Source organism: Limnohabitans sp. TEGF003 (assembly GCF_055395455.1).
Genome location: NZ_AP029225.1, coordinates 1,111,180 through 1,130,241, shown reverse-complemented (window position 1 = coordinate 1,130,241; position 19,062 = coordinate 1,111,180). Strand labels below are relative to the sequence as shown.

The following is a 19,062-nucleotide window of genomic DNA, read 5'->3' as shown; positions in this document are numbered from 1 at the left end:
ACGGCCATGTCCTCACCCAACCCCTTTGTGGAAGGCATTTCCGACGCGGTCGGTTTCGTGGGCGGCTCTTTGGCGGGTTATTGGGCAGGCCAATTTCTCGGCTGGAACATCTTCAGCGCGGGTTATGACAGCGCCAGCATGGGCGGCATCTTGCTGGTCGGTCTGGGTGGTGGCGCAGGCCTGCACCTGGCCCGCTTCTGGCGTGCCCGACAAAAAGCCAAAGACACAGACGAGCCCACATGAGCCACTGGATCGCGCCCACCACGCTGTCAGGCCAACACGTGCGCCTGGAGCCGCTGTCGATGGCACACCACGACGACCTGCTTGACGCCGTGCGCGATGGCGAGCTTTGGCAACTTTGGTACACCGCCATCCCCACGCCCGAAGGCATGGCGGCAGAAATCGAGCGCCGTCTGAATTTGCAGGCGGCAGGCAGCATGTGCCCCTTTGCCGTGATCGACCCCGCATCGGGTCGCGCCGTGGGCATGACCACCTACATGAACATCGACGCGGCCAACCGACGGGTTGAAATCGGCTCGACCTGGTACCGCCGTAGCGTGCAGCGCACCCCACTCAATACCGAAGCCAAGCGCTTGCTGCTGGCCCATGCCTTTGAACAGCTCCACTGCATCGCAGTCGAGTTCCGCACGCATTTCTTCAACCAGACCAGCCGCCGCGCCATCGAGCGCCTGGGAGCCAAACTCGACGGCGTGCTGCGCAGCCACCAGATCAACCCGCACCCAATGGCAGCAGGCAACCTGCGGGACACCTGCGTGTACAGCATCATTGCCACCGAATGGCCCAATGTGCGCGCCCACCTCGACTTCCAGTTGAGCCGCGCCAGACCCCAGGAGCCCCGCGCATGCTGATCGACTTCTTCTACACCCTGCGTGCCGCCAAACTGCCGGTCTCGGTGCGCGAATACCTGACACTGCTGGAAGCGCTGCAAGCCAACGTGGTGGGCCCGGCGTCAGACGCCTGCAGCATCGATGACTTCTATCACCTGGCCCGCACCGTGATGGTCAAGGACGAAAAGCACTTCGACAAGTTCGACAAGGCCTTTGGCGCTTACTTCAAGGGCGTGGAGATGCTGACCGACTTCACCAAGGAAGTCCCGCTGGAGTGGCTCGAAAAAATCCTGCAAAAGGAACTCACGCCCGAGCAAAAGGCCGCCATCGAGAAGATGGGCTGGGACGAGTTGATGGAGACGCTCAAAAAGCGCCTCGAAGAGCAAAAAGAACGCCACGAGGGTGGCAACAAGTGGATCGGCACCGGCGGCACCTCGCCTTTTGGCAACGGTGGCTACAACCCACAGGGCATCCGCATTGGTGGCAAGGGCGGCAACAAGAGCGCCGTCAAGGTGTGGGACCAACGCGCCTACAAGGATTACGACGACAGCCAAGAGCTGGGCACGCGCAACATCAAGGTCGCGCTGCGCCGCCTGCGCCGCTTTGCGCGGGAAGGCTCGCAAGACGAGCTGGACTTGGACGGCACCATCCGCAAGACAGCGGCCAACGCGGGCTATCTGGACATTTTGATGCGCCCGGAGCGGCACAACAACGTGAAGGTGCTGCTGCTCATGGACGTGGGCGGCACCATGGACGAGCACATCACCCGGGTCGAAGAGATGTTTTCTGCCGTCAAGGCCGAGTTCAAGCACCTGGACTTTTATTACTTCCACAACTGCGTCTATGACTTCATGTGGAAGAACAACAAGCGCCGCTACGCCGAGAAGTTCCCGACCTGGGACATCCTGCGCAAATACAACAAGGACTACAAGCTGATCTTCATCGGGGACGCGACCATGAGCCCCTATGAAATCCTGCAAAAAGGCGGCAGCGTCGAATACAACAACGAGGAAGCCGGGGCCGAGTGGCTGCAGCGGCTGACGCACACCTTCCCCAAATTTGCCTGGATCAACCCCGAGCCGCAAGGCGTGTGGCAATACCGCCAGAGCATCTCGATCATTCAGCAGCTGATGAGCAACCGCATGTTCCCGCTGACCCTCAAGGGGCTGGAAGATGCGATGCGTCTGTTGAGCAAGTGACCCCGTCACTGGGCAGGTTGCGCTCCAGCGCTGCAATCAGGTCTTTGTATTCGAACGGCTTCGTCAAATAGTCGTTCACGCCAGCCGCATAAAAACGGTCACGGTCTTCGTTGAAGCCCCCTGCGGTCAAGGCCACAATCGGCAAGTCCTGCAAAGCCGGGTCCTGGCGGATGATTTGGGTCGCCTCCAGGCCTCCCAGCACAGGCATCTGCATGTCCATCAGCACCAGGTCGTAACGCGTCGACTTGACGCGCTCAACCGCCACTTGACCGTTTTCTGCGGTGACCACACGCGCCCCCGCCAGCTCCAGCAACTGCCGCAGCACATCGCGCATGGAGACGTTGTCTTCGACCAGCAACACGTGCAGCCCCTGCGCCAGCCGGGGCAGCTCGGCCGCTGACACATCGCCAGAAGGCATGCGCAGGCCCTCGGGGGCGCATGGCAATTGCACCGTGAACCAGAAAGTCGCCCCCACCCCCTCCTGAGACAAGACCCCGACACCGCCGTTCATCAGTTGGGCCAGGCTTTTGCAAATGGACAGCCCCAAACCCGTCCCACCGTGAAAGCGCGTTTGCTCGTTATCGCCTTGCACAAACCCCTCAAACACCTTGGCCTGAAGTTCAGGCGACAGGCCAGCACCCGTGTCTTGCACCTCAAAGCGCAGACGCTCCCCCGAGTCATCCCCCTCAACGCCGCTCACAGTCACCCGGACATGCCCACGTTCAGTGAACTTGACCGCATTGCTCACCAGGTTCAAGAGCGCCTGCGCCAAGCGCTGTGCATCGCCCAGGCGCAGCGTCATCACGCCGGGCGCGATCTCGGCGCTGTAGTGCAATCCTTTGCGGGCGCAGCTGTCACTGACGAGGTCACCGACTTGCTGCAAGACCTCGTACACATCGAGGGGCGCACTGTGCAGCACCAGTTTGCCGTGCTCGAGCTTCGACAAATCCAGGATGTCGTTGATGATGCCCAGCAACAAGCGCCCCGCGCTTTTGCTTTTTTGCAGCAAGGTGCGTTGCTGCGGCGTGAGCGATGTGCTCAGCGCCAGCTCCGTAGACGCCAGAATGGCGCTCATGGGCGTGCGGATTTCATGGCTGATGTGCGCCAGGAATTCGGTCTTGGCCGCATTGGATTTTTCGGCCATTTGCCGAGCTTCGCGCAAACTGTCTTCGTACTGTCGGCGCTGGCTGATGTCCCGCGTCACCCCCAAAATTTCTACCAACTCCCCATTGGCGCTCATCAGTGGAAACGCCAGCACTTCGGTCCAGAAACGGGAACCATCGTTGCGCCAGTATTCCAGGTCACCCCTGAACTGCGGTGGCGTTTTGCCCTGCAAAACAGCCGCCCCCACATCGGCAAAGTACTGCAGCACCACATCGCGCGACTCAGGGGTGAGGGTCTCGTCAATGCTTTGCTGCATGGCCTGCTCGGGCGTGATGCCGCGCAGCACTTCCACCGCGGGGCTGATATAGGTCACAGCACCCAAAGGGCTCATGGTCCAGACCACATCGCGTGCGCTGTCCGCCAACAAGCGAAGCCGTTGTTCACTCACGCGCAGCTGCTCTTCGTCATGCGTGGCAGCGAAGAAACGGCGTAGGCTCTTGAGGATGAAATGGCGCATTTGGGGGATTATCAATCAGACACGATGAGGCACCCACGGCCTGTAAAATGCACGCTGGCCACCGTAGTTCAATGGATAGAACTCTCCCCTCCTAAGGGAGTGATACAGGTTCGATTCCTGTCGGGGGCATCAGTGAAAAGTGCAACGCAGTGCAGCCAACGCTGCACCCCGCACAAAACAAGGGTTTCAGGCTTGCGGGGGTTTTGGTAAAGTGCAGCCATTGCACCAGTTTGCACAAAGCAAACCCCAAAAAATCCCCATCAAAATCACCAAATGGCGACACCCAAAAAAACGGCCACTGGTCGCTGGTCCATCCAGATCGCCGTGGCTGGCCAGCGTGACAGCGGAACCTTCGACACCAAGGCCCAAGCCAACGCCTGGGCGGCTCAGCGGTCGACCGAGCTGCGGGCTTTGCGCGGCGCCAGCCCTGGCAGCACCAAGACCCTGCGCGATGCGCTGCGCCGCTATGCCGAAGAAGTCAGCCCAAGCAAAAAGGGCGAGCGGTGGGAGGTGATTCGCCTCGCCGCCTTTGAGTCGCCCGACCACGCGCCCCTGCCCGTCACCAAAAAGCTGATCGACCTGACGGTGGGTGACTTGGCCCTGTGGCGCGATTCCCGGCTGGACCGTGTGACGCGGGGCACCGTGCTGCGCGACCTCACGCTGCTGGCGTCGGTGCTTGAACATGCGCGGCGCGAATGGGGCTGGCTCGATGTCAACCCCGCCAAAAACGTGCGCCGCCCCGCCCAGCCCGAGCACCGAGAGCGCGTGATCACCGGGCCAGAGGTGCGGGGCATGCTGCGGGCGCTGGGCTGGCCAGCGCGTCAAGCCGACGGGCGGCGGCGCGTGCGCTCAGTCAAGCAAGCAGCGGCGGTGTGTTTCATGCTGGCCCTGCAAACGGGCATGCGGGCGGGCGAGCTTTGCGGCCTGACGCCCGCCGATGTGATGGCCGATCACCTCAAGATCCGCGCTGGCAAGACCGGGCGGCGCGATGTGCCCATGACGCCCACCACGCGCCGGGTGGTGGACATGCTCGACGGTTGGAGCGGCGACACCCTGCTGGGCATCAAAGCCCAAACGCTCGATGCGTTTTTCAGGCAGGCACGGGACAAGGCGGGGTTGGCGGGGTTTGTATTCCACGACAGTCGCCATACAGCCGCCACGCGCTTGGCGCAGCGGCTGCATGTGCTGGACCTTTGTCGCGTCTTTGGGTGGCGGTCAACCACTCGATCGTTGACCTACTACAACGCCTCAGCCTCGGACATTGCAAAGCGGATGGCTGGTTAATTGGTGTTTGCAGTTGGCTCCCGAAAGGACAGCACGTTGTCGCCGGTGCGCTCCATTTCAACAAGCTGATTTTTTATAAGCCAAGCGATAACCTTCGCTGGATCAAAATGATAAGTGCGCTCAATTCGACCGCCCCGCTCAAATTCGTTCAATAACTCGCCCCTTGGAAAGCCGCGAGGCATTGAGCCTTTGGGGATGGTGATCAAAACACCGTGTGCGCCCGGCTCGGCCATTGCCTTTGCCGCCATTGCGGCCAAATCAAGCGGCTTCACCGCCCCCGCTCCCATTCAATCACCTCACTCAACAACCACTTGCCATCGCTGCCAGGCAGCGGAAACCCCGGCTCAGTCATGCGCCGGGCCAGCGTGTTGCGGTGGATGCCCAGCCGATCGCAAAGCTGCTGCCGCGACAGCCGGGTGCCCATCATGGCCGTGAGCGACTGCACCGCCGTGGTCAGTTGTTCGATGCGTTGCATCATTGCTGCTTCGGTCATGGCTGCTCCCTCATGCCGCATGCGGGGACTTGGCACACATCGGTGAAGGCCGGGTCAGCATCGCCACATTTCCAGCATTTGGTGGTGGCTGGCTGTTCTGGTGGCGGCGAATCAATCAATTCTGCAAGGTCGCTGTAAATCCAGTCAGCCTGCCAGTGTTGGCCAAAATTGCGCTCAAAGTTTTGCTTTGACTGCAACAGCGGAGCGGGCCATGCTGGATGCTCAACTTGTAAGGACTGCTTACCAGTTGATCTGTGCTGTTCTGGCTGCGTGGATGAGCTGATGCAATCAACGTAAAAGCCGTACAAGCCTTTTGTTTGCGGGTCGATTCCATGCGCCTCAGCACGCATACAAACATCAACCACAGGCAAAAGTTCCAAAGGCTCCTGCTGTGCTGGCTGCTCTGCCAGTGCTTCAATAATCCGATCAACAGATTTTCGGGCGTCTTCGATGTACTCTTGGTCATCGTCCTCAAGGCCAGTTATTCCACTCAGAATTGACCGAATGCGTTTGAGTTCGTCTATTGCTTCTTTGCTCATGGCTTCGATCCGTTAAAAATTGCAACAACTGCCGCGCACATCATCAGCACGACGAAAAAAGAAAGCATGGCAAAGGCCATGCGCTTCAAAATGGTTTTGATGATCTTTTTCATGCGCGTGCAACTCCAATGCGTGAAGTGTTGTGGATGGCGGGGATGTAGGGGTTGCTTTTGTGGTTCATGGCGTTGTCAATTTGTTGGAGCGGGTTGCCGCACTGTGGGCAGAACCGCATGTGGTTGTCTTTGGGGCCGCCGTCTGTGAATGTCCACATGGCTCCGCAGTCGGCCTCCCAGGTGTCGGGCATGTATGGGTCATTTGTCTGGCGCCATTGGCAGGCTTGCTGGGTCATTTCTGCTCCTCGGTAAAGCCGCGCCACCGTTTGTTTTGGCTTGACCAGTCGGCAAGCGCATATTTTTGCGTCGAGGCCATTTCCGGCACGGATGACATGGCTCCCCATCGATCACCAGTCCAAAAGGCAAAAGTATTGAAAACAGGTCCGCGTGCAAGTTGAACCTCATAAACACCAGTGCGCACTGGCTTCACGCTTGCCGGGAACCACGGCGTCATTTGTGCGTTGCTCATGCCGCCTCCCCAAAGCAAGCGGGCACGATCACATGGCCGCGCTCCACCAGCTTCATGCTGCGCTGCAGGGCGTCCACGGCTTGCAGGGGGGTGATGTTGGCCAGCAGCTGGTCGATGGCGTCCAGCACGGCGGGCACGTGTTCCAGCGCGTGGGCGTCTGCGCCGAATTTGCCGATCCGTTCGTACCTGGCACGAATGCCCGCCATCGACAGCATGGCGCGGTCGAAGATGTCTTGCACGATTTCGTCGGCATCGCTGTCCATGGCAATGACGTAGGTGGTGTTGATCATCCCGGCCAGCACGTCAAAGTCGCTCATGGTGCCCAGGCCGTTGGTCAGTTTGTGCCAGGCCAGTCGGGCGTCCACGCTCAGGCGGGCTGCATCGTCTGGCGTGTAGGGTTGCGCCAGGCGTATGCGGTTCAGCGCAGCGGCGGGTTGCGACAGCACGGCATTGCGGTCCCAGCGTTGGCCGCGTTTGAATTGGCTGGCTCGGCGTTGTGAGCGGTTCATATCTCAACTCCCTTGAGTGCAATGCACGTATCGTGTGCAGCTTGAATGTGGCTGGTCAGGCATTCGTTGACCAGGCGGGGGATGGCTTCTCGCAGCTCTGGCTGCATGTCGTCATAGTCGACGCAGTGCAAAGGCTGCAGCAGCTGCCACGGCCTGCCCTTTTCTGGTGCGCCCAAAATTTGGGCAATTTCACGCAGTTTGCTGATCGAAAAATACCGTTCAGTGAATAGCTTTTTGGTCGCTGTCAGCACCACCATGCGCTTGACTTCCGGCAGCTGTGACGCGACCAGCTCGTATGTTGTCGAGCCATGCGCTGACCAGGTGGGGCCAAATTTCATTGATCCCGTCAAGTCGTCCTTGCTCTCTTGCGAGTGGAACGTCCGTGCGTTTGCAGAGCCAGTGGCCTGCGATGAGTCCGAGCGCTGCGCCCGCGAAAAAATTGATAAGTTCATTGAACAGCTCCATGGTGTTGACCTTGTTTTGTCTTTAAGCGGTAACCCGCCCGGCCGCCCCAAACCGCGCCAGACCCACCCGGCCCATGGTGGTGTGGGCTTCGTATTGCAGGGGCGCGGTCATCGATGCGTTGCAGATGCGGGGTGGTCGGCCTGATGGTGTGTCCGGCACTTCCACGCCGATGGCGGCGCGGCCTGCGTTGGTGATGGCAACGCCTTCAAATGCCAAGTCTTTGACCCTGGTGACGTAGCCCTGGCCGACCAGGCTGGACACTGCGGCCCGCAGGTTGCCCCGGCTCATGAGCATTTCCATGTCGAGCACTTTGCTGCGCCCGTTGCGTTGCAGGTGGTGCAAGATGTTGGCTTTGACAACGCCCAGTTTGTTGGTGGCGTGTGCGATGTTCATGCGGACTCCCTGGTGGTGATGCGGTTAAAAAATCGGCGCAGTGCATAGCTGCGCAGCAGGCTGGCCGCCGTAAAGATGGCGGTAATTTGCAGGTTGTCGGCCAGCGTGACGTGGTGGCCGTATGCGGGCAGCGCCACGGCGGTGATGACCACGCTCACGCCAAAACCGATGGCGATGTTTGTGGCCGACTCGGCCCAGCTGTGCGCATGGCTTTGGCCGTTGGCGGGCGCTGCCTTGGCGGCTTTGGGGGTGCCGATCGGGCTGGGCGCGTGCTGGCACAGCTCGGTGAAGCCCATGGGCCTGATGTAGGGCCACTGGCCCTGCTGGTGGTTGCTGACCAGCACTGTCATGGGCACCGCATCGCACTCGCGCACAAAGTTGGTGAAGCCCGTGGCCTCGCGGCTGCGGTAACCGTCGCGCGGGCTGAAGCCCAGGTTGGGCACGTACTGGCCGACCAGCTTGGCGTACCACAGCTGCGCGTCGCTGCAGCGGGTGATCTTGATGACGCCGTAGCGCTTGAGCTTCAGGGCCATCATGCAAGCTCCATGTCGACCCATCGCGTGACGGGCTTGCTGTTGGTGACAGAGCGTTCGCCCGGCTTGGTGATTTGGATATCCACCACGGTGCACATGAGGCAAAGGCCGCCCCGGTCGATCATGGGCCGGGGGTCGGTGGCGATGACCGACAGGCCCACACCCAGCTTGAGAACGTGCGCATGGTCCTGAAAAAAGCAGGCAGCGCGGTCACCCGTCCAGACCAGCAGGTACATCACGCCGTTGGGGCTGGTGGGGCTGGGCACCGTGGCGCTCAACGTCAGCTGCGCAGTGCCGCCCGACGTCATGGCCAGGCTGACGCTGTCGCACAGGGTCATGGGGCCGTTGATGGTGATCATGCGGCCTCCCATTGCGTCGGTTGGTGGGTTGGGGCAGTGCGCCGCGCGTCCTGGTCGGTGGCGGCGCAAGCCAGCATCCAAATGGCCACCACAGCCGCTGCGCCCAGCCACTGCGCCAAGCGCTTTACCAAGTGCGCCGCTGCGCTCGGTGCGCGGCGTGCGGGCTGTGTGCCATCCAGCTGCACGCGAGACAGATCCACGCGGGTGATGGGTGCGCGGCGTGCGGGGCATGAGCGGCCCTGATTGCATCCATGGTTGCAGCAGTAGGTGTCGCAGGTCATGCGGCACCGCCTTCCGTGTCGTCGGTGGCCAAGCGCTGCACGGTGTCGATAATGGCTTTTTCGGCACCAGGAGAGGCAATATGGGTTTCAATCACCACCTGCAAGGGCTCACCCTCGCTGACAACCGCACCGAGGGCGTCCAGCACGACGTTGAGCTTTTTGATGATGGCCACTGCATGTTCTTGCGCGTTTGGACCAACGGCATCGGCTCCGACATGGCCCTGACCATGCGGCTGACCCCGCAGCAAGCGGTCCAGCTTCAAAATGGTTTGCAGCAAATCATCAGCCGGAACTGTTGACAGCTGCATGCTCACCACCTCAAAGGTGCCGTCGTTGCATGGCGCTTTGATGCTCATGCCCATGGCCTTGGCTGTTCTGCGGAAATCCAAGTCGCTCAAAAAATCCACGTCGACAGGGGTTTCGGCTGTCAGCACGTAAGTGCCTGCAGGGGCGTAAGGTGTGACTTTCATGCCGCCACCACGCTGATCTTGCCCCCGGCCTCGCCCAGCTGGTCCATCGCATCAATGGTGGCGTCAAAGGTGCTTGGAAAAATGCCGCTGTAGCTGCGCGTGCCCGCTGCGGTCTTGATGGTGATGCGGCACTTGATGCCGATGGGTGTTGATGTGGTTTGCATGACCCCTCCGTTGTTGGTGAGGTCTATCTTTACCCCAAGGGAAACTTTTGTCAATACCCTCGGGTAATTTTTTTAGACGGGCGAACGATTGCAAACGTATACTTATGGATAATTAAAGCCCTACAAGCAGGAGACTCGATGAAATTAAAAGCAATTTTTGCCTCAATGGCGCTAACGGCGGCCTCTTTTTTGGTGGTTGGCGCTGAGCCAATCACGGTCGAAATCAAAGGCTTAAAAATTGGGATGTCTGAGATAGAGATAGCGCAAAAATTTTCCAACTTTGACGAATTCACAATTGCTGGCGTGCGTGGCTATCACATCAGGTATGTTATGGCGCCAGGGTTGCGTTCGATATGTATGGACAGATGTTATTCTGAGGTTGGCGCAAAGCCGCTTTCAATTAGATTCGATGACAATGGCGGGCTAGAGTACTGGCGTTTTTCGTTTGCTTCGTTGCAATTCAGTCAAATCAAGGCGGCAGTTAAAGAGAAGTACCCTTCTGCAGTCTGTTCAGAGTCGGTGCTGGTTAATGGATTTGGGGCGCAGTTTCAGCAAGAGACGTGCATAGTGGAGGATGACACATCCGTCCTTTCGATCAGGCGATATTCATCCGACAAAAACAGGGGTGCGCTTGATGTCACCGCAAAAAAAGTCTTTGAGCGAATGAAGCAAAAAAGCGAGCAAGGCAAAAAAGACATCTAGCAAGTAGGCTAAATTTTTGTCGCTATGTTAAATAATGCAATAACTAATACCAAAAATAATACCTTATAGGCTGATTAAATTTTTTTTCGTTTTGAATAGTCTTGAAATTGTAAAATTTTGGCTACGCTGCGGCCAACTTGACATTCGTTTCCTGCAAAGGTAACACAGCTTTGATTTGGCGCTCCAACATTTCCCGGACAGGCTCGGGAATGGCGTTCCACTCGCTATGCGTGATTGTCTTAAAGGGCCAGTCATTGCGAAAAACTTTGTACTCTCCGTTGCTCTCTCGGGCTTCTAAAAAGCTGGTCTCAATATTTCCAAGCCAGCCCGGAAATGCTCGTTCAATCAGCTCGACGGAATCCTCGCCAATTCCTTTGTGGCCCGCCTTGTCTTTCGGATAAAGCATGCGCGAAATGTAGTCGGGTGATTTACCGATCGCTTCAGACACACGCACACGACCACCCCTGCCCATCTTGTTGATGAGCTCCAGCAGTTTTGTGCGTCTAAATTCGTACTTATCCATTTTTTTGATTGCAGCAGGTTGTTACCTGCAAGTAAATGATCTTTGGGTATTGCTTTTATCAATACCTTGAGGTAAAGTCTTGGTCATGAACCTAAAAGACTGGACTCAACAGGTACGCGGAAGGCAGGCAGTGCTTGCGCTGCAGCTTGGCGTACCCGCCACAAATGTTTGCCAATGGGTTTCGGGCCTCAAGTCGCCGAGCATCAAAGCAGCTGTTGCGATTGAGCAAATTACCAAAGGCGAAGTCACCCGCAAAGACCTGCGCCCCAACGACTGGCAGCGCATCTGGCCCGAGCTGGCCGATCAACAAGCCGCTGGGCAGGGGGTGGCCAATGCCTAAGCGTGTATCTCGCCGTGTGCGCAAGGCGCAGGCCCGAAAGCCCGATGTGTTGGGCATGTTGCTCAAGCGCATCCAGGACTCGCTTGCTGAAGGTATTGCCAGCGGTTCTACTAATCTCTTTGTAGACATGCCCGAATCAGGTCGAACATGCGGTCGATGTGATGGGTGCCCGTTACCTCCACCCAAAGGGCCAGGGCCTCTGCCTCCGAATTCGCCTGACTTGCCGTCTGGTCCGTCTGGTAATAGGCCTGAGTAATGCCCATGATTTTTGAAGAAATCTCCATCCTCAGAGAGTCTGTATTCACGGATGTGCCGCGCTGTTGCGCCGCAAACATGCTTGCCACCAGGCTTTCCAGAATCATGACTTGCATCTTGAGTTCTGCAACTTCCCTGTTTTCCATGGGCGCGTCCTTTTGTGTTCAGTTTGGAATTGAGAATCTCAATTGTGCCCAACTGGACGCGCCCGCCTTTTCTGGCTTGGTGAGGGGCTGACATGGACTTGATCAACCCCACTTTGTCTTCCGTGTTTGCACTGGCCCGTCTGCGGGACCAGTCTCAATGTTTGACAGCTGCAGCACTTGGCCGACTGTCAACCGAATCGCGCCTGCCACAGCGTCCGGCTGTGTTTTTGGCAGCAAAGCGCACTCGTGCAGCTCTACAAGTTGCCCGAGGCTTGCTTGCACATCGGCGCGTGCGGGGTGGTGCTTGAGTATGGCCGCCACCGCATTCATCAGGGCCAGCACTCTGGCCTCTGTTTTTACCAGTCGGGCGGTCAGCTGTTCCGTGTCCGTCATTTCGTTTTCTCGCTTCTTTTGAAAGGGTCCCTGTCATGTACGCAGATCCACGCCACATCCGAAACAACCGCATCAACCTGTCGGTGACTGACACCGAGCGCCGCGCCATCGAGGCCATTGCTGACCTGAATGGCACACAGCCCGCCGTCCTGGTGCGTGATTTGATGATCGAGTTCTTGCGCTCTCACGTCAGTGATTCTGCGCACACAGAGGCGGCAAAGCGAGCCACACATTAAGCCCACTTGGCCGCTTTTTAAGTTACGCCAATGAGCGCCCCGCCACCACCCATAACCGTCAGCGTCTGCCTGTCAGATGCTGAGATTGAAGCGCTCACGCGATTCGCCCAGGCGCATGGCATGACGCTTGACCAGGCAGCCACCCACGCCGTGAGCCAGCAGCTGCAGGCCCGGTATGTGACCAGCAAACGAATCAACAACATTGTGAGGTTCCCCAAATGACCGATGCCGTGATGACGCCTGAGCGCGTGAGTTCGCTAGATACCCAATCCGATTCTTTCCGCGCCATTGGCGCCAAGAAGTTGGCCCGCCAGCAGCAGGAGATTCTGGACGTGGTGATCGGCGGCTGCGCCCCCATGGTAGGCGACATGAGCCTGACCGAGATTCAACGCGCCTATGAGCGCACCTACAACACCCGCATCGATGTGGGCCGCGTGAGTGCCCGCGTGAGCAACATGATTGCGGGCGGCCAGCTGCGCCGCCGCGCAGAGCCGCGCCCCTGCATGGTCACCGGCCGCATGGTGCACCCCGTTTTCCCTGCCCAAAAGCAGGCCTCTTTTGTTTGAGCCTTTAGATACCCGAAGGCTTTGAACATGTTTTGTCCCGTGGCTAGACCTGGCTTGATCACCGGGTTGAAAACTGAGCCTCCCAGCGCCACGGGACGCCTATTTTTTGGAGAGCGAAGGATGGACCCATGTTTAACTTTCAAAACGAGGTGCTGTAATGAGTGAAGCCATTCGTCCAGCACCTTATCCAGGCGACACAAAGGCGAAAGGCTGGCGATTTGAGCTCGACCTGGAGCAGATCACCCAGTCTGACACTTGGGCGCTTGCCTCTGCTGATGAGCGTCCGTGGTTGTTCATGTTGTGGACAACAGCATGGCAGCAAACCCCATGCGGCTCTATGCCATCTGACCCGCGCCTGATTTGCGCTCGTCTTGGCATGTCGGTCAAGCAGTTTGAGAAATCAAAAGAGGTGCTTTTGCGCGGCTGGTGGCTTGCTGATGATGGCCGCCTCTATCACGACACCATCGTCAACCGTGTGCAAAACATGCTTGGTCAAAAGAATGGTGAGCGCAACAGAAAAGCCGAATACCGAGCCAGAAAAGAGGCCGAAGAGAAGTTGCGCGATGCAAACATGCAGTCATCAAAACCCGAATTTGTCCCACCAATGTCCCATGGGACAGACATGGGACGGACATGGGAGTCCCATGGGATTGACGCTACCGGAACCGGAACCGGAACCGGATTAGACAGTAGTAGATCAAGCACACACTGCGCGAGTGCGTGCGAATTGTCGTCAGGCGATGTCTGCAAGGCCATGAAGCGGGCAGGGGTTGGAGATGTGAATCCCGGAAACCAAACCCTAAAAGCCCTGATCGACGCCGGGGCCACTCTGGACGAGTTCACAGGGGCTGCGGCCAAGGCCATCGAGGGAGGTAAGGGGTTTGCTTACGCCCTTGGCATCGTCAAGCGAGACCGAGAGCAAGCCGCCGCCATGGCCGACAAGCTGCACCGGGGGGAGATGCCCGCCGCTGAGACGACCTACCAGCGATCAATGCGGGAGCGAATGACCGAGGCCGCGCCCATGTTTGCCCGTCCAGCCCCGGGCGCAGCGCAGCCCATTCACCCGGCTCATGCAGCCGAATACTTCCTTGACCTTGCCCGCAAAAACCAACACCCACCACGCCTGGAGATCACGCAATGAGCCTGCAAACCGCACTGGTGGACATGATTTTTACCAAAATGACATTGGTCTATGGCCGCGACTTTTTGGGCCGTTGGGAGGGCTTGAACCTCGCCGACGTCAAGACCGACTGGGCGCATGAGCTGGGCGGCTTTGAGCCTCACCCCGAGGCCATCGCCTATGCCCTGCAAAACCTCACACCCGGAAAGCCACCCACGGTGCTGGAGTTTCGAGCCATTGCGCTCAAAGCCCCATTACCACAGTGGCAAGAGTTGCCCGCGCCAACCCTTTCGGGTCAAAAGCTGACCGTCGAAATCGCCAAGATCATTGAGCTTAAAAACCGGGCGAAAGATGTACCCGGTGCAAAAGACTGGGCCAAGAGAATCATCGACCGTCACCAGTCCGGCGATCAGGTGCGACCTGTTGCGCTGCGGTTTGCCAGAGAAGCGCTACGAATGGAGGCGGTATGACTCGCACCTACGCCCTGATCCAGCTGCTGTCCCATGGCGCCCTAACTATGGCTGAAATCATAGCCATCACTGGATGGCCCGCCCGGGCCGCCCGCAAAACCGTTTCATGGCTGTCCGAGTCAGGACGCATTCGCTCGACTGGCGGCAAGTGGACTACATGAACAAGAGAACCTATGACATGCCCATCCTGCGAATACTCCAAACAACAGCCGCTCAGTGGTCTTTACACCATGACCTGCGCCCAATGCTGCGCCCGCTTGATCCGATCAGCGCGGCCACTCAAGCACGCGCAGCAGGCCATGTTCGCCAGCATTGCGCGGCATCACGGTGCACCCACCAAGGCGGCCATCCTGCAGGCCATCAAGGACCAGGACAGCGCAACGCCTGCGAGGTGATGGCATGAGGATCGACATTCGCCACAATTTCCCTGAGGTGATCAAGAAGCTCGACACCTTGCGTGATGACATTGCACGTCAGGCCACGGCACGTGCGCTCAACACTACCATTGCCCAAGCCAAAACGTCCATGAGCCGTGAGATTCGTCAGGAGTTCATGATCACGGCCAGCAAGATCAACCAGTCATTGCGCATCAACAAAGCCAATTCGTTCAAGGGCGAGGTGCGCATGCAAGCGTCATTGGAGTCGCCAGCCAAGCGTGGGCGATCACTGAACGTGGCCGCCTTTGGTGCACGCCAAACCAAGAAAGGCGTCAGCATCAAGATCAAGCGCAACGGGCCACGCCACCTTATCCCTGGCGCATTCATGATCAACGATGGCAAAACCGTGATGATCCGCGTCGGCCCCAAGCGCCTACCGATCAAAGCCATTCAAACGATTGACGTGGCGCAGATGTTCAACACCAAGCGCATCAACTCCAAGGTGCAGCGTTTCATGGTCGACAAGTTCCCGAGCTTGTTCGATCGTGAGGTGAAGTACTACACCGAAAAGTTTAACCGGGCTGGATGACATGGGCATGCACGCACACACCACCACCCCCGTGTTGGGTCCTCCCCAAGCCCAGTCACCACGGGTCGAAACGAGCGCGAAATCCGACTGTTTCATGGTTTTGCTAAGGGGCTTAAGTGAGGGCCGCTGAGTCATTGGATCGGCAGGGCTCTCAGGCTGAGCTGGCCGAATTGATCGGCGTGAGCGAGGCGCGGGTGAGCCAGCTGGTGAGTGATAGCGTGGTGGAGCGTGGCCAGCCGCTGGCCCTGCAGCTGCGCCAGTACTGCGCCTGGCTGCGCGAGGTGGCCGCTGGTCGCCAGTCTGAGGAAATGGGCGGGCTTGACCTGGTGCAAGAGCGGGCCGCGCTGGCGCGTGAGCAGCGCCACGGCATCGAGATCAAGAACGCGGTGGCGCGGGGCGAGTTCGCCCCGATCGCGCTGCTGGCCGAGGTGTTGGCCACGGCCAGCATGTCGGTGGTGGAGCGCTTTGACCAGCTGCCCGCCGCCCTGCGCAAAACCTGTCCCGACTTGCCCGAGGCTGCGCGTGATCAGGTCATGTCGCTGCTGGCCAACGCCCGCAATGAGTGGGTGCGGGCCACGGCCGACCTGGTGGCCAAGTCGCTGGCGCCAGCTGAGGATGTGGATGACGAGCCGATTGGAGACGACGAATGAGCAAAGCCCCCAGCGAAACCTTGCGGGCAGTGTTGGCTGCCATCACATCGGGGCTGTCGCCGTTGCAGGCGGTGGTGCCGCAGTCGCTGAGCAAGTGGGCCGAAGAAAACTTTTTCTTGTCGGCCGAGTCCAGTCACACGCAGGGGCGGTGGCAGGCTTATCCGTTTCAGCGCGGGTGGATGGATGCCTTCAGCAATGACGACATCGAGGAGGTGACGGTGCGCAAGGCCAAGCGGGTTGGGTACACCAAGACGCTGCTGGCCTTCATTGCTTACAACGCCGTGCACCGCCGCCGCAAGCAGGCGCTGTGGCAGCCGACCGACGATGACCGTGACTCGTTTGTGAAGTCTGAGGTCGACCCGATGCTGCGCGATGTGGACGCGATCAAGCCGGTGCTATTGTCGGGCAAGGAAGACACCATGAAGCTCAAGAGCTTTTTGGGGTCGGTGCTGCACATCTTGGGCGGCAAGGCGGCGCGGGCTTATCGACGCATCACGGTGGCCGTGGCCATGCTGGACGAAGCTGATGGCTTTGACCAAAAGGTTGAGAAGTCGTCAGACCCCATCACCCTGGCGCGTGGGCGGCTGGAGGGGGCACCGTTCCCCAAACTGATTGCAGGCAGCACGCCACGTGTGCACGGGCTGAGCCATGTGGAATACCGAGAAGACCACGCCGACGCCCGCGTGACCTACCACATCACCTGCCCGCACTGCGATGCCGAGCACCCCATTTTGTGGGGTGGCCGCAAGGTGGACCACGGCTTTAAGTGGGACGGGGCCGACCCGGCCACAGTGCGCCACGTGTGCCCGCACTGCCGGGCCAGCATCACCCAGGCCGACTACCTGCGCCTTTGGGAGCAGGGTGCCTGCTGGGTCAGCAGCTGCGGCGACTACCGCTACGGCCATGACGCCGTCTGGCGCGATGCCACCGGGGCCAAGCGCAGCGCACCGCGCCACGTGGCCTTCCACATCTGGACGGCCTACAGCCCGCAGCGCGAATGGTCAGACATCGTGCGAGAATTCATCGAGGCCAGCACCAAAGCCAAGGCGGGCGAGACGGGGCCGCTGGAAGGCTTTGTCAACGAAACGCTGGGCGAGTGCTGGGAAGAAACGCTCGAAAAAGCCGACGAAAACGCCCTGAGCCGCCGCGCCGAAGCCTACCGCCGATTCACCGTGCCCTATGGCGGCCTGGTGCTGGTGACCGGGTGCGACGTGCAAGACAACCGGTTCGAGTGCGTCACCTGGGCCATTGGCCGGGGCGAGGAAATGTGGGCGGTGGACTACACCATCATCATGGCCAACCCTGCCGACGAACGCGAATGGGACAAGCTGGACGCCTACCGCGAAACCATCTTCACCCACGCCAACGGGCGAGGCATGAAGATCGAGGCCATGGCCGTGGACACGGGCGGCCACTTCACGCACCAGGCGTACAACTACTGCCGCCTGCGCGAACGCCAGCGCGTGTTTGCCGTGCGCGGGGATCCCCAGCCCAGCAAGATGGTCAAGGGCAAAGCCACCATCCAAGACGTGAACTGGCGCGGCCAAGTGCTCAAGCGCGGTGTGCGCCTGTGGTACGTGGGCACCGACACCGCCAAAGACCTGGTTTATGGCCGCCTCATGGTCACCCAGCCCGGCCCCGGCTACGTGCACTTCAGCAAAGACCTACCGCCCGAGTTTTATGTGCAGCTGACCGCCGAAAGCCGCGTGCCGCAAAAGACCAGCCGGGGCATTGAATACAAGTGGGTAAACACCAAGCGGGCACGCAACGAAGTGCTCGACTGCTCGGTCTACGCCATCTTTGTGACCCACGCGCTGGGCCTGCACACCTACACCACCGCCATGTGGGACAAGCTGGAAGAGGCCGTGCAACCCCGCAGCGGGGATTTGTTTGCGTCCCCGATCACAAACACCGACACAAACACGCCAACACCAGATAAATTTGAAAGTTTGGACGCCACGCCCAGCGCGATCCAGACACCGCCCGCCCGCCCACTCATGCGCCGCCCATCGCGCCAACAAGGACCCGCCCGAACATGGTGAAAAAAGCCGCCGCCCCAGCCGCCACCCAAGTTGCCGCCCCCGCGCCAGACCTGCTGGCTGCCGAGCCCGCCACCACGTTCGCACCCGCGCCCGATGACCTGATCGATGACGTGCTCGACGCCGTGTTGCAAATGGCCCCCAGCTTTTGCGCCGCCCTGGCCGAGCACCGCGACCAGCTGGCCGCCATGGCCCTGGCCATCAGCGACCAAAAGCACCGGGAATATGCGGGCGACCGGGTTTACATACCCGGCACCACCGAAAGCGCCCGCCGCGAACGCAGCGCCCGCAACCGCGCCATCCAGCGCGACCACCAAGCCGGTGAGCGCATGGCCCTGCTGGAGCGGCGGTATAGTTTGAGCCGCACGGCAATTTGGAAAATCATCAACAGCAAGGGGTGAGGCATGAAATCTTTCGATTGGCAGTCGAATGGCGAACGCGTGGAGGGCGCTTGGTATTGGGTGACCGATGGCTCAGAGGTTTGGCCGGCGGTGTCTCGAAAATCGAGCGTTGGCGGGTGGGGCAACGATGACACCTGGGAAGACTTCCAAAAAGAAGTGACGGCGTGGCAACTTATGCCAAAACCGCTTGCGCCCATGCTTATTGCAGGCTTGCCCGTGGTCATCGACGAAACCATACCACCTGGCATGTTTAAGGTCGTGACCAAGCCGTGACCGCCCAACAAGGCCACCTTTACCAATTCCACCAGGCACGCGTGTTGGCCATGCAAAACGGCACGGGGTTGGTGCGGGTGCGTGTGCTCACTGCTGACGGCTGGGGGTTGAGCGAGGTCAAGCGGGTCAATGCCGACAAATTGACACCCCTGCCCATGCGCTACTTTCACGGGCAAACGCCAAAATAAAAAACTGTTCACTCGTTTGTCTTAACAAGTGAACATGACCTCGGTGACATTTCG

General features: G+C 59.4%; 33 protein-coding genes and 1 tRNA gene. 18 read left to right on the top strand and 16 right to left on the bottom strand.

Annotated features, from left to right (window positions below; all coding sequences use genetic code 11):
* Positions 1-6 precede the first annotated feature (6 nt).
* Genes ACZ5RT_RS05645 through ACZ5RT_RS05635 form a run of 3 tightly spaced genes read left to right on the top strand, consistent with a single transcriptional unit; the run spans position 7 to position 2,047 of the window.
* Entirely contained in the window at positions 7-243 is a 237-nt protein-coding gene (locus tag ACZ5RT_RS05645) for a hypothetical protein (RefSeq protein WP_291923851.1), read from the top strand.
* Positions 240-869 carry a GNAT family N-acetyltransferase gene (locus ACZ5RT_RS05640; RefSeq protein WP_291923852.1) on the top strand — a complete coding sequence of 210 codons (630 nt, stop codon included), beginning with the start codon at positions 240-242 and terminating at the stop codon, positions 867-869. Before ACZ5RT_RS05645 ends, ACZ5RT_RS05640 begins: the two co-directional genes overlap by 4 nt.
* Entirely contained in the window at positions 863-2,047 is a 1,185-nt protein-coding gene (locus tag ACZ5RT_RS05635; RefSeq protein WP_464453814.1) for a vWA domain-containing protein, read from the top strand. The genes ACZ5RT_RS05640 and ACZ5RT_RS05635 overlap by 7 nt, the downstream gene beginning before the upstream one ends.
* Here the strand turns inward: ACZ5RT_RS05635 and ACZ5RT_RS05630 are convergent.
* On the bottom strand, positions 2,007-3,668 hold the full coding sequence (locus ACZ5RT_RS05630; protein ID WP_464453813.1) for a PAS domain-containing hybrid sensor histidine kinase/response regulator: 1,662 nt from the start codon (positions 3,666-3,668) through the stop codon (positions 2,007-2,009). The genes ACZ5RT_RS05635 and ACZ5RT_RS05630 overlap by 41 nt on opposite strands.
* A gap of 57 nt (positions 3,669-3,725) precedes the next feature.
* On the opposite strand from ACZ5RT_RS05630, the gene ACZ5RT_RS05625 reads away from it, so the two are divergent.
* Together ACZ5RT_RS05625 and ACZ5RT_RS05620 are read left to right on the top strand one after the other, a co-directional pair.
* Positions 3,726-3,797, top strand: a tRNA-Arg gene (locus ACZ5RT_RS05625).
* Positions 3,798-3,941: 144 nt separating this feature from the next.
* Complete coding sequence (locus ACZ5RT_RS05620; protein ID WP_464453812.1) at positions 3,942-4,952, top strand: tyrosine-type recombinase/integrase; 1,011 nt, start codon at positions 3,942-3,944, stop codon at positions 4,950-4,952.
* Here ACZ5RT_RS05620 and ACZ5RT_RS05615 read toward each other — a convergent pair.
* From ACZ5RT_RS05615 to ACZ5RT_RS05555, 13 genes are all read right to left on the bottom strand, one after another.
* Positions 4,949-5,224: a hypothetical protein gene (locus ACZ5RT_RS05615; RefSeq protein ID WP_464453811.1), complete on the bottom strand. Its 276-nt coding sequence runs from the start codon at positions 5,222-5,224 to the stop codon at positions 4,949-4,951. The genes ACZ5RT_RS05620 and ACZ5RT_RS05615 overlap by 4 nt on opposite strands.
* Positions 5,221-5,445 carry a helix-turn-helix transcriptional regulator gene (locus tag ACZ5RT_RS05610; RefSeq protein WP_464453810.1) on the bottom strand — a complete coding sequence of 75 codons (225 nt, stop codon included), beginning with the start codon at positions 5,443-5,445 and terminating at the stop codon, positions 5,221-5,223. The genes ACZ5RT_RS05615 and ACZ5RT_RS05610 overlap by 4 nt, the downstream gene beginning before the upstream one ends.
* Positions 5,442-5,984: a hypothetical protein gene (locus tag ACZ5RT_RS05605; RefSeq protein ID WP_464453809.1), complete on the bottom strand. Its 543-nt coding sequence runs from the start codon at positions 5,982-5,984 to the stop codon at positions 5,442-5,444. The genes ACZ5RT_RS05610 and ACZ5RT_RS05605 overlap by 4 nt, the downstream gene beginning before the upstream one ends.
* A 109-nt stretch (positions 5,985-6,093) precedes the next feature.
* Entirely contained in the window at positions 6,094-6,288 is a 195-nt protein-coding gene (locus ACZ5RT_RS05600; RefSeq protein WP_464453808.1) for a hypothetical protein, read from the bottom strand.
* A gap of 41 nt (positions 6,289-6,329) precedes the next feature.
* Positions 6,330-6,566: a hypothetical protein gene (locus ACZ5RT_RS05595; protein WP_464453807.1), complete on the bottom strand. Its 237-nt coding sequence runs from the start codon at positions 6,564-6,566 to the stop codon at positions 6,330-6,332.
* Complete coding sequence (locus ACZ5RT_RS05590) at positions 6,563-7,075, bottom strand: hypothetical protein (RefSeq protein ID WP_464453806.1); 513 nt, start codon at positions 7,073-7,075, stop codon at positions 6,563-6,565. Before ACZ5RT_RS05590 ends, ACZ5RT_RS05595 begins: the two co-directional genes overlap by 4 nt.
* Positions 7,072-7,527, bottom strand: a complete 456-nt coding sequence (locus tag ACZ5RT_RS05585; protein WP_464453805.1) for a hypothetical protein — start codon at positions 7,525-7,527, stop codon at positions 7,072-7,074. The genes ACZ5RT_RS05590 and ACZ5RT_RS05585 overlap by 4 nt, the downstream gene beginning before the upstream one ends.
* Before the next feature lie 34 nt (positions 7,528-7,561).
* The gene (locus ACZ5RT_RS05580) at positions 7,562-7,933 is read right to left on the bottom strand and encodes a hypothetical protein (RefSeq protein ID WP_464453804.1); all 372 of its coding nucleotides are present in this window, start codon (positions 7,931-7,933) and stop codon (positions 7,562-7,564) included.
* A complete protein-coding gene (locus ACZ5RT_RS05575) occupies positions 7,930-8,469 on the bottom strand; it encodes a DUF7220 family protein (protein WP_464453803.1) in 540 nt (179 codons plus the stop codon). The genes ACZ5RT_RS05580 and ACZ5RT_RS05575 overlap by 4 nt, the downstream gene beginning before the upstream one ends.
* Positions 8,466-8,825: a hypothetical protein gene (locus ACZ5RT_RS05570; protein ID WP_464453802.1), complete on the bottom strand. Its 360-nt coding sequence runs from the start codon at positions 8,823-8,825 to the stop codon at positions 8,466-8,468. The genes ACZ5RT_RS05575 and ACZ5RT_RS05570 overlap by 4 nt, the downstream gene beginning before the upstream one ends.
* Positions 8,822-9,106: a hypothetical protein gene (locus tag ACZ5RT_RS05565; protein WP_464453801.1), complete on the bottom strand. Its 285-nt coding sequence runs from the start codon at positions 9,104-9,106 to the stop codon at positions 8,822-8,824. The genes ACZ5RT_RS05570 and ACZ5RT_RS05565 overlap by 4 nt, the downstream gene beginning before the upstream one ends.
* Positions 9,103-9,576 (bottom strand): hypothetical protein, encoded by a 474-nt coding sequence (locus ACZ5RT_RS05560; RefSeq protein ID WP_464453800.1) that lies wholly within the window; start codon positions 9,574-9,576, stop codon positions 9,103-9,105. Before ACZ5RT_RS05560 ends, ACZ5RT_RS05565 begins: the two co-directional genes overlap by 4 nt.
* On the bottom strand, positions 9,573-9,740 hold the full coding sequence (locus ACZ5RT_RS05555; RefSeq protein WP_464453799.1) for a hypothetical protein: 168 nt from the start codon (positions 9,738-9,740) through the stop codon (positions 9,573-9,575). The genes ACZ5RT_RS05560 and ACZ5RT_RS05555 overlap by 4 nt, the downstream gene beginning before the upstream one ends.
* A gap of 138 nt (positions 9,741-9,878) precedes the next feature.
* Between ACZ5RT_RS05555 and ACZ5RT_RS05550 the strand changes: the two genes are divergently transcribed.
* Positions 9,879-10,442 (top strand): hypothetical protein, encoded by a 564-nt coding sequence (locus tag ACZ5RT_RS05550; protein WP_464453798.1) that lies wholly within the window; start codon positions 9,879-9,881, stop codon positions 10,440-10,442.
* A gap of 121 nt (positions 10,443-10,563) precedes the next feature.
* On the opposite strand, the gene ACZ5RT_RS05545 is transcribed toward ACZ5RT_RS05550, so the two are convergent.
* Positions 10,564-10,965, bottom strand: coding sequence for a hypothetical protein (locus ACZ5RT_RS05545; protein ID WP_464453797.1), 402 nt, complete (start codon positions 10,963-10,965; stop codon positions 10,564-10,566).
* 85 nt (positions 10,966-11,050) lie between these two features.
* Between ACZ5RT_RS05545 and ACZ5RT_RS05540 the strand changes: the two genes are divergently transcribed.
* Positions 11,051-11,305: a YdaS family helix-turn-helix protein gene (locus ACZ5RT_RS05540; protein ID WP_464453796.1), complete on the top strand. Its 255-nt coding sequence runs from the start codon at positions 11,051-11,053 to the stop codon at positions 11,303-11,305.
* Positions 11,306-11,415: 110 nt separating this feature from the next.
* Here the strand turns inward: ACZ5RT_RS05540 and ACZ5RT_RS05535 are convergent, their stop codons facing one another.
* Positions 11,416-11,706, bottom strand: coding sequence for a hypothetical protein (locus tag ACZ5RT_RS05535; RefSeq protein WP_464453795.1), 291 nt, complete (start codon positions 11,704-11,706; stop codon positions 11,416-11,418).
* Positions 11,707-12,134: 428 nt separating this feature from the next.
* Between ACZ5RT_RS05535 and ACZ5RT_RS05530 the strand changes: the two genes are divergently transcribed.
* The 11 genes from ACZ5RT_RS05530 (at position 12,135) to ACZ5RT_RS05480 (ending at position 19,008) form a co-directional block, all read left to right on the top strand.
* Entirely contained in the window at positions 12,135-12,335 is a 201-nt protein-coding gene (locus ACZ5RT_RS05530; RefSeq protein ID WP_464453794.1) for a hypothetical protein, read from the top strand.
* Between the two features lie 218 nt (positions 12,336-12,553).
* The gene (locus tag ACZ5RT_RS05525) at positions 12,554-12,901 is read left to right on the top strand and encodes a hypothetical protein (protein WP_464453793.1); all 348 of its coding nucleotides are present in this window, start codon (positions 12,554-12,556) and stop codon (positions 12,899-12,901) included.
* 157 nt (positions 12,902-13,058) lie between these two features.
* The gene (locus tag ACZ5RT_RS05520; protein WP_464453792.1) at positions 13,059-14,042 is read left to right on the top strand and encodes a hypothetical protein; all 984 of its coding nucleotides are present in this window, start codon (positions 13,059-13,061) and stop codon (positions 14,040-14,042) included.
* Positions 14,039-14,491 (top strand): hypothetical protein, encoded by a 453-nt coding sequence (locus tag ACZ5RT_RS05515; RefSeq protein WP_464453791.1) that lies wholly within the window; start codon positions 14,039-14,041, stop codon positions 14,489-14,491. The genes ACZ5RT_RS05520 and ACZ5RT_RS05515 overlap by 4 nt, the downstream gene beginning before the upstream one ends.
* 173 nt (positions 14,492-14,664) lie before the next feature.
* Entirely contained in the window at positions 14,665-14,886 is a 222-nt protein-coding gene (locus ACZ5RT_RS05510) for a hypothetical protein (protein WP_464453790.1), read from the top strand.
* A gap of 4 nt (positions 14,887-14,890) precedes the next feature.
* Positions 14,891-15,457, top strand: a complete 567-nt coding sequence (locus tag ACZ5RT_RS05505) for a phage tail protein (protein ID WP_464453789.1) — start codon at positions 14,891-14,893, stop codon at positions 15,455-15,457.
* Positions 15,458-15,573: 116 nt separating this feature from the next.
* Complete coding sequence (locus tag ACZ5RT_RS05500; protein ID WP_464453788.1) at positions 15,574-16,107, top strand: hypothetical protein; 534 nt, start codon at positions 15,574-15,576, stop codon at positions 16,105-16,107.
* Entirely contained in the window at positions 16,104-18,149 is a 2,046-nt protein-coding gene (locus ACZ5RT_RS05495; protein WP_464453787.1) for a phage terminase large subunit family protein, read from the top strand. The genes ACZ5RT_RS05500 and ACZ5RT_RS05495 overlap by 4 nt, the downstream gene beginning before the upstream one ends.
* Positions 18,143-18,547, top strand: coding sequence for a Mor transcription activator family protein (locus ACZ5RT_RS05490; RefSeq protein WP_464453786.1), 405 nt, complete (start codon positions 18,143-18,145; stop codon positions 18,545-18,547). The genes ACZ5RT_RS05495 and ACZ5RT_RS05490 overlap by 7 nt, the downstream gene beginning before the upstream one ends.
* Before the next feature lie 3 nt (positions 18,548-18,550).
* Positions 18,551-18,820, top strand: a complete 270-nt coding sequence (locus ACZ5RT_RS05485; protein WP_464453785.1) for a hypothetical protein — start codon at positions 18,551-18,553, stop codon at positions 18,818-18,820.
* Positions 18,817-19,008, top strand: a complete 192-nt coding sequence (locus ACZ5RT_RS05480; protein ID WP_464453784.1) for a hypothetical protein — start codon at positions 18,817-18,819, stop codon at positions 19,006-19,008. The genes ACZ5RT_RS05485 and ACZ5RT_RS05480 overlap by 4 nt, the downstream gene beginning before the upstream one ends.
* Positions 19,009-19,062: the final 54 nt, after the last annotated feature.

Excerpts from the sequence above, each read along its gene's own strand:
- ACZ5RT_RS05495 (WP_464453787.1), top strand. The coding sequence starts at position 16,104 with ATGAGCAAAGCCCCCAGCGAAACCTTGCGGGCAGTGTTGGCTGCCATC.
- ACZ5RT_RS05520 (WP_464453792.1), top strand. The coding sequence starts at position 13,059 with ATGAGTGAAGCCATTCGTCCAGCACCTTATCCAGGCGACACAAAGGCG.
- ACZ5RT_RS05540 (WP_464453796.1), top strand. The coding sequence starts at position 11,051 with ATGAACCTAAAAGACTGGACTCAACAGGTACGCGGAAGGCAGGCAGTG.
- ACZ5RT_RS05570 (WP_464453802.1), bottom strand. The coding sequence starts at position 8,825 with ATGATCACCATCAACGGCCCCATGACCCTGTGCGACAGCGTCAGCCTG.
- ACZ5RT_RS05645 (WP_291923851.1), top strand. The coding sequence starts at position 7 with ATGTCCTCACCCAACCCCTTTGTGGAAGGCATTTCCGACGCGGTCGGT.
- ACZ5RT_RS05510 (WP_464453790.1), top strand. The coding sequence starts at position 14,665 with ATGACATGCCCATCCTGCGAATACTCCAAACAACAGCCGCTCAGTGGT.
- ACZ5RT_RS05515 (WP_464453791.1), top strand. The coding sequence starts at position 14,039 with ATGAGCCTGCAAACCGCACTGGTGGACATGATTTTTACCAAAATGACA.
- ACZ5RT_RS05530 (WP_464453794.1), top strand. The coding sequence starts at position 12,135 with ATGTACGCAGATCCACGCCACATCCGAAACAACCGCATCAACCTGTCG.
- ACZ5RT_RS05595 (WP_464453807.1), bottom strand. The coding sequence starts at position 6,566 with ATGAGCAACGCACAAATGACGCCGTGGTTCCCGGCAAGCGTGAAGCCA.
- ACZ5RT_RS05525 (WP_464453793.1), top strand. The coding sequence starts at position 12,554 with ATGACCGATGCCGTGATGACGCCTGAGCGCGTGAGTTCGCTAGATACC.
- ACZ5RT_RS05560 (WP_464453800.1), bottom strand. The coding sequence starts at position 9,576 with ATGAAAGTCACACCTTACGCCCCTGCAGGCACTTACGTGCTGACAGCC.
- ACZ5RT_RS05555 (WP_464453799.1), bottom strand. The coding sequence starts at position 9,740 with ATGCAAACCACATCAACACCCATCGGCATCAAGTGCCGCATCACCATC.
- ACZ5RT_RS05545 (WP_464453797.1), bottom strand. The coding sequence starts at position 10,965 with ATGGATAAGTACGAATTTAGACGCACAAAACTGCTGGAGCTCATCAAC.
- ACZ5RT_RS05630 (WP_464453813.1), bottom strand. The coding sequence starts at position 3,668 with ATGCGCCATTTCATCCTCAAGAGCCTACGCCGTTTCTTCGCTGCCACG.
- ACZ5RT_RS05585 (WP_464453805.1), bottom strand. The coding sequence starts at position 7,527 with ATGAACTTATCAATTTTTTCGCGGGCGCAGCGCTCGGACTCATCGCAG.
- ACZ5RT_RS05620 (WP_464453812.1), top strand. The coding sequence starts at position 3,942 with ATGGCGACACCCAAAAAAACGGCCACTGGTCGCTGGTCCATCCAGATC.
- ACZ5RT_RS05640 (WP_291923852.1), top strand. The coding sequence starts at position 240 with ATGAGCCACTGGATCGCGCCCACCACGCTGTCAGGCCAACACGTGCGC.
- ACZ5RT_RS05565 (WP_464453801.1), bottom strand. The coding sequence starts at position 9,106 with ATGACCTGCGACACCTACTGCTGCAACCATGGATGCAATCAGGGCCGC.
- ACZ5RT_RS05590 (WP_464453806.1), bottom strand. The coding sequence starts at position 7,075 with ATGAACCGCTCACAACGCCGAGCCAGCCAATTCAAACGCGGCCAACGC.
- ACZ5RT_RS05550 (WP_464453798.1), top strand. The coding sequence starts at position 9,879 with ATGAAATTAAAAGCAATTTTTGCCTCAATGGCGCTAACGGCGGCCTCT.
- ACZ5RT_RS05600 (WP_464453808.1), bottom strand. The coding sequence starts at position 6,288 with ATGCCCGACACCTGGGAGGCCGACTGCGGAGCCATGTGGACATTCACA.
- ACZ5RT_RS05490 (WP_464453786.1), top strand. The coding sequence starts at position 18,143 with ATGGTGAAAAAAGCCGCCGCCCCAGCCGCCACCCAAGTTGCCGCCCCC.
- ACZ5RT_RS05605 (WP_464453809.1), bottom strand. The coding sequence starts at position 5,984 with ATGAGCAAAGAAGCAATAGACGAACTCAAACGCATTCGGTCAATTCTG.
- ACZ5RT_RS05580 (WP_464453804.1), bottom strand. The coding sequence starts at position 7,933 with ATGAACATCGCACACGCCACCAACAAACTGGGCGTTGTCAAAGCCAAC.
- ACZ5RT_RS05575 (WP_464453803.1), bottom strand. The coding sequence starts at position 8,469 with ATGATGGCCCTGAAGCTCAAGCGCTACGGCGTCATCAAGATCACCCGC.
- ACZ5RT_RS05610 (WP_464453810.1), bottom strand. The coding sequence starts at position 5,445 with ATGACCGAAGCAGCAATGATGCAACGCATCGAACAACTGACCACGGCG.
- ACZ5RT_RS05505 (WP_464453789.1), top strand. The coding sequence starts at position 14,891 with ATGAGGATCGACATTCGCCACAATTTCCCTGAGGTGATCAAGAAGCTC.
- ACZ5RT_RS05535 (WP_464453795.1), bottom strand. The coding sequence starts at position 11,706 with ATGGAAAACAGGGAAGTTGCAGAACTCAAGATGCAAGTCATGATTCTG.
- ACZ5RT_RS05635 (WP_464453814.1), top strand. The coding sequence starts at position 863 with ATGCTGATCGACTTCTTCTACACCCTGCGTGCCGCCAAACTGCCGGTC.
- ACZ5RT_RS05485 (WP_464453785.1), top strand. The coding sequence starts at position 18,551 with ATGAAATCTTTCGATTGGCAGTCGAATGGCGAACGCGTGGAGGGCGCT.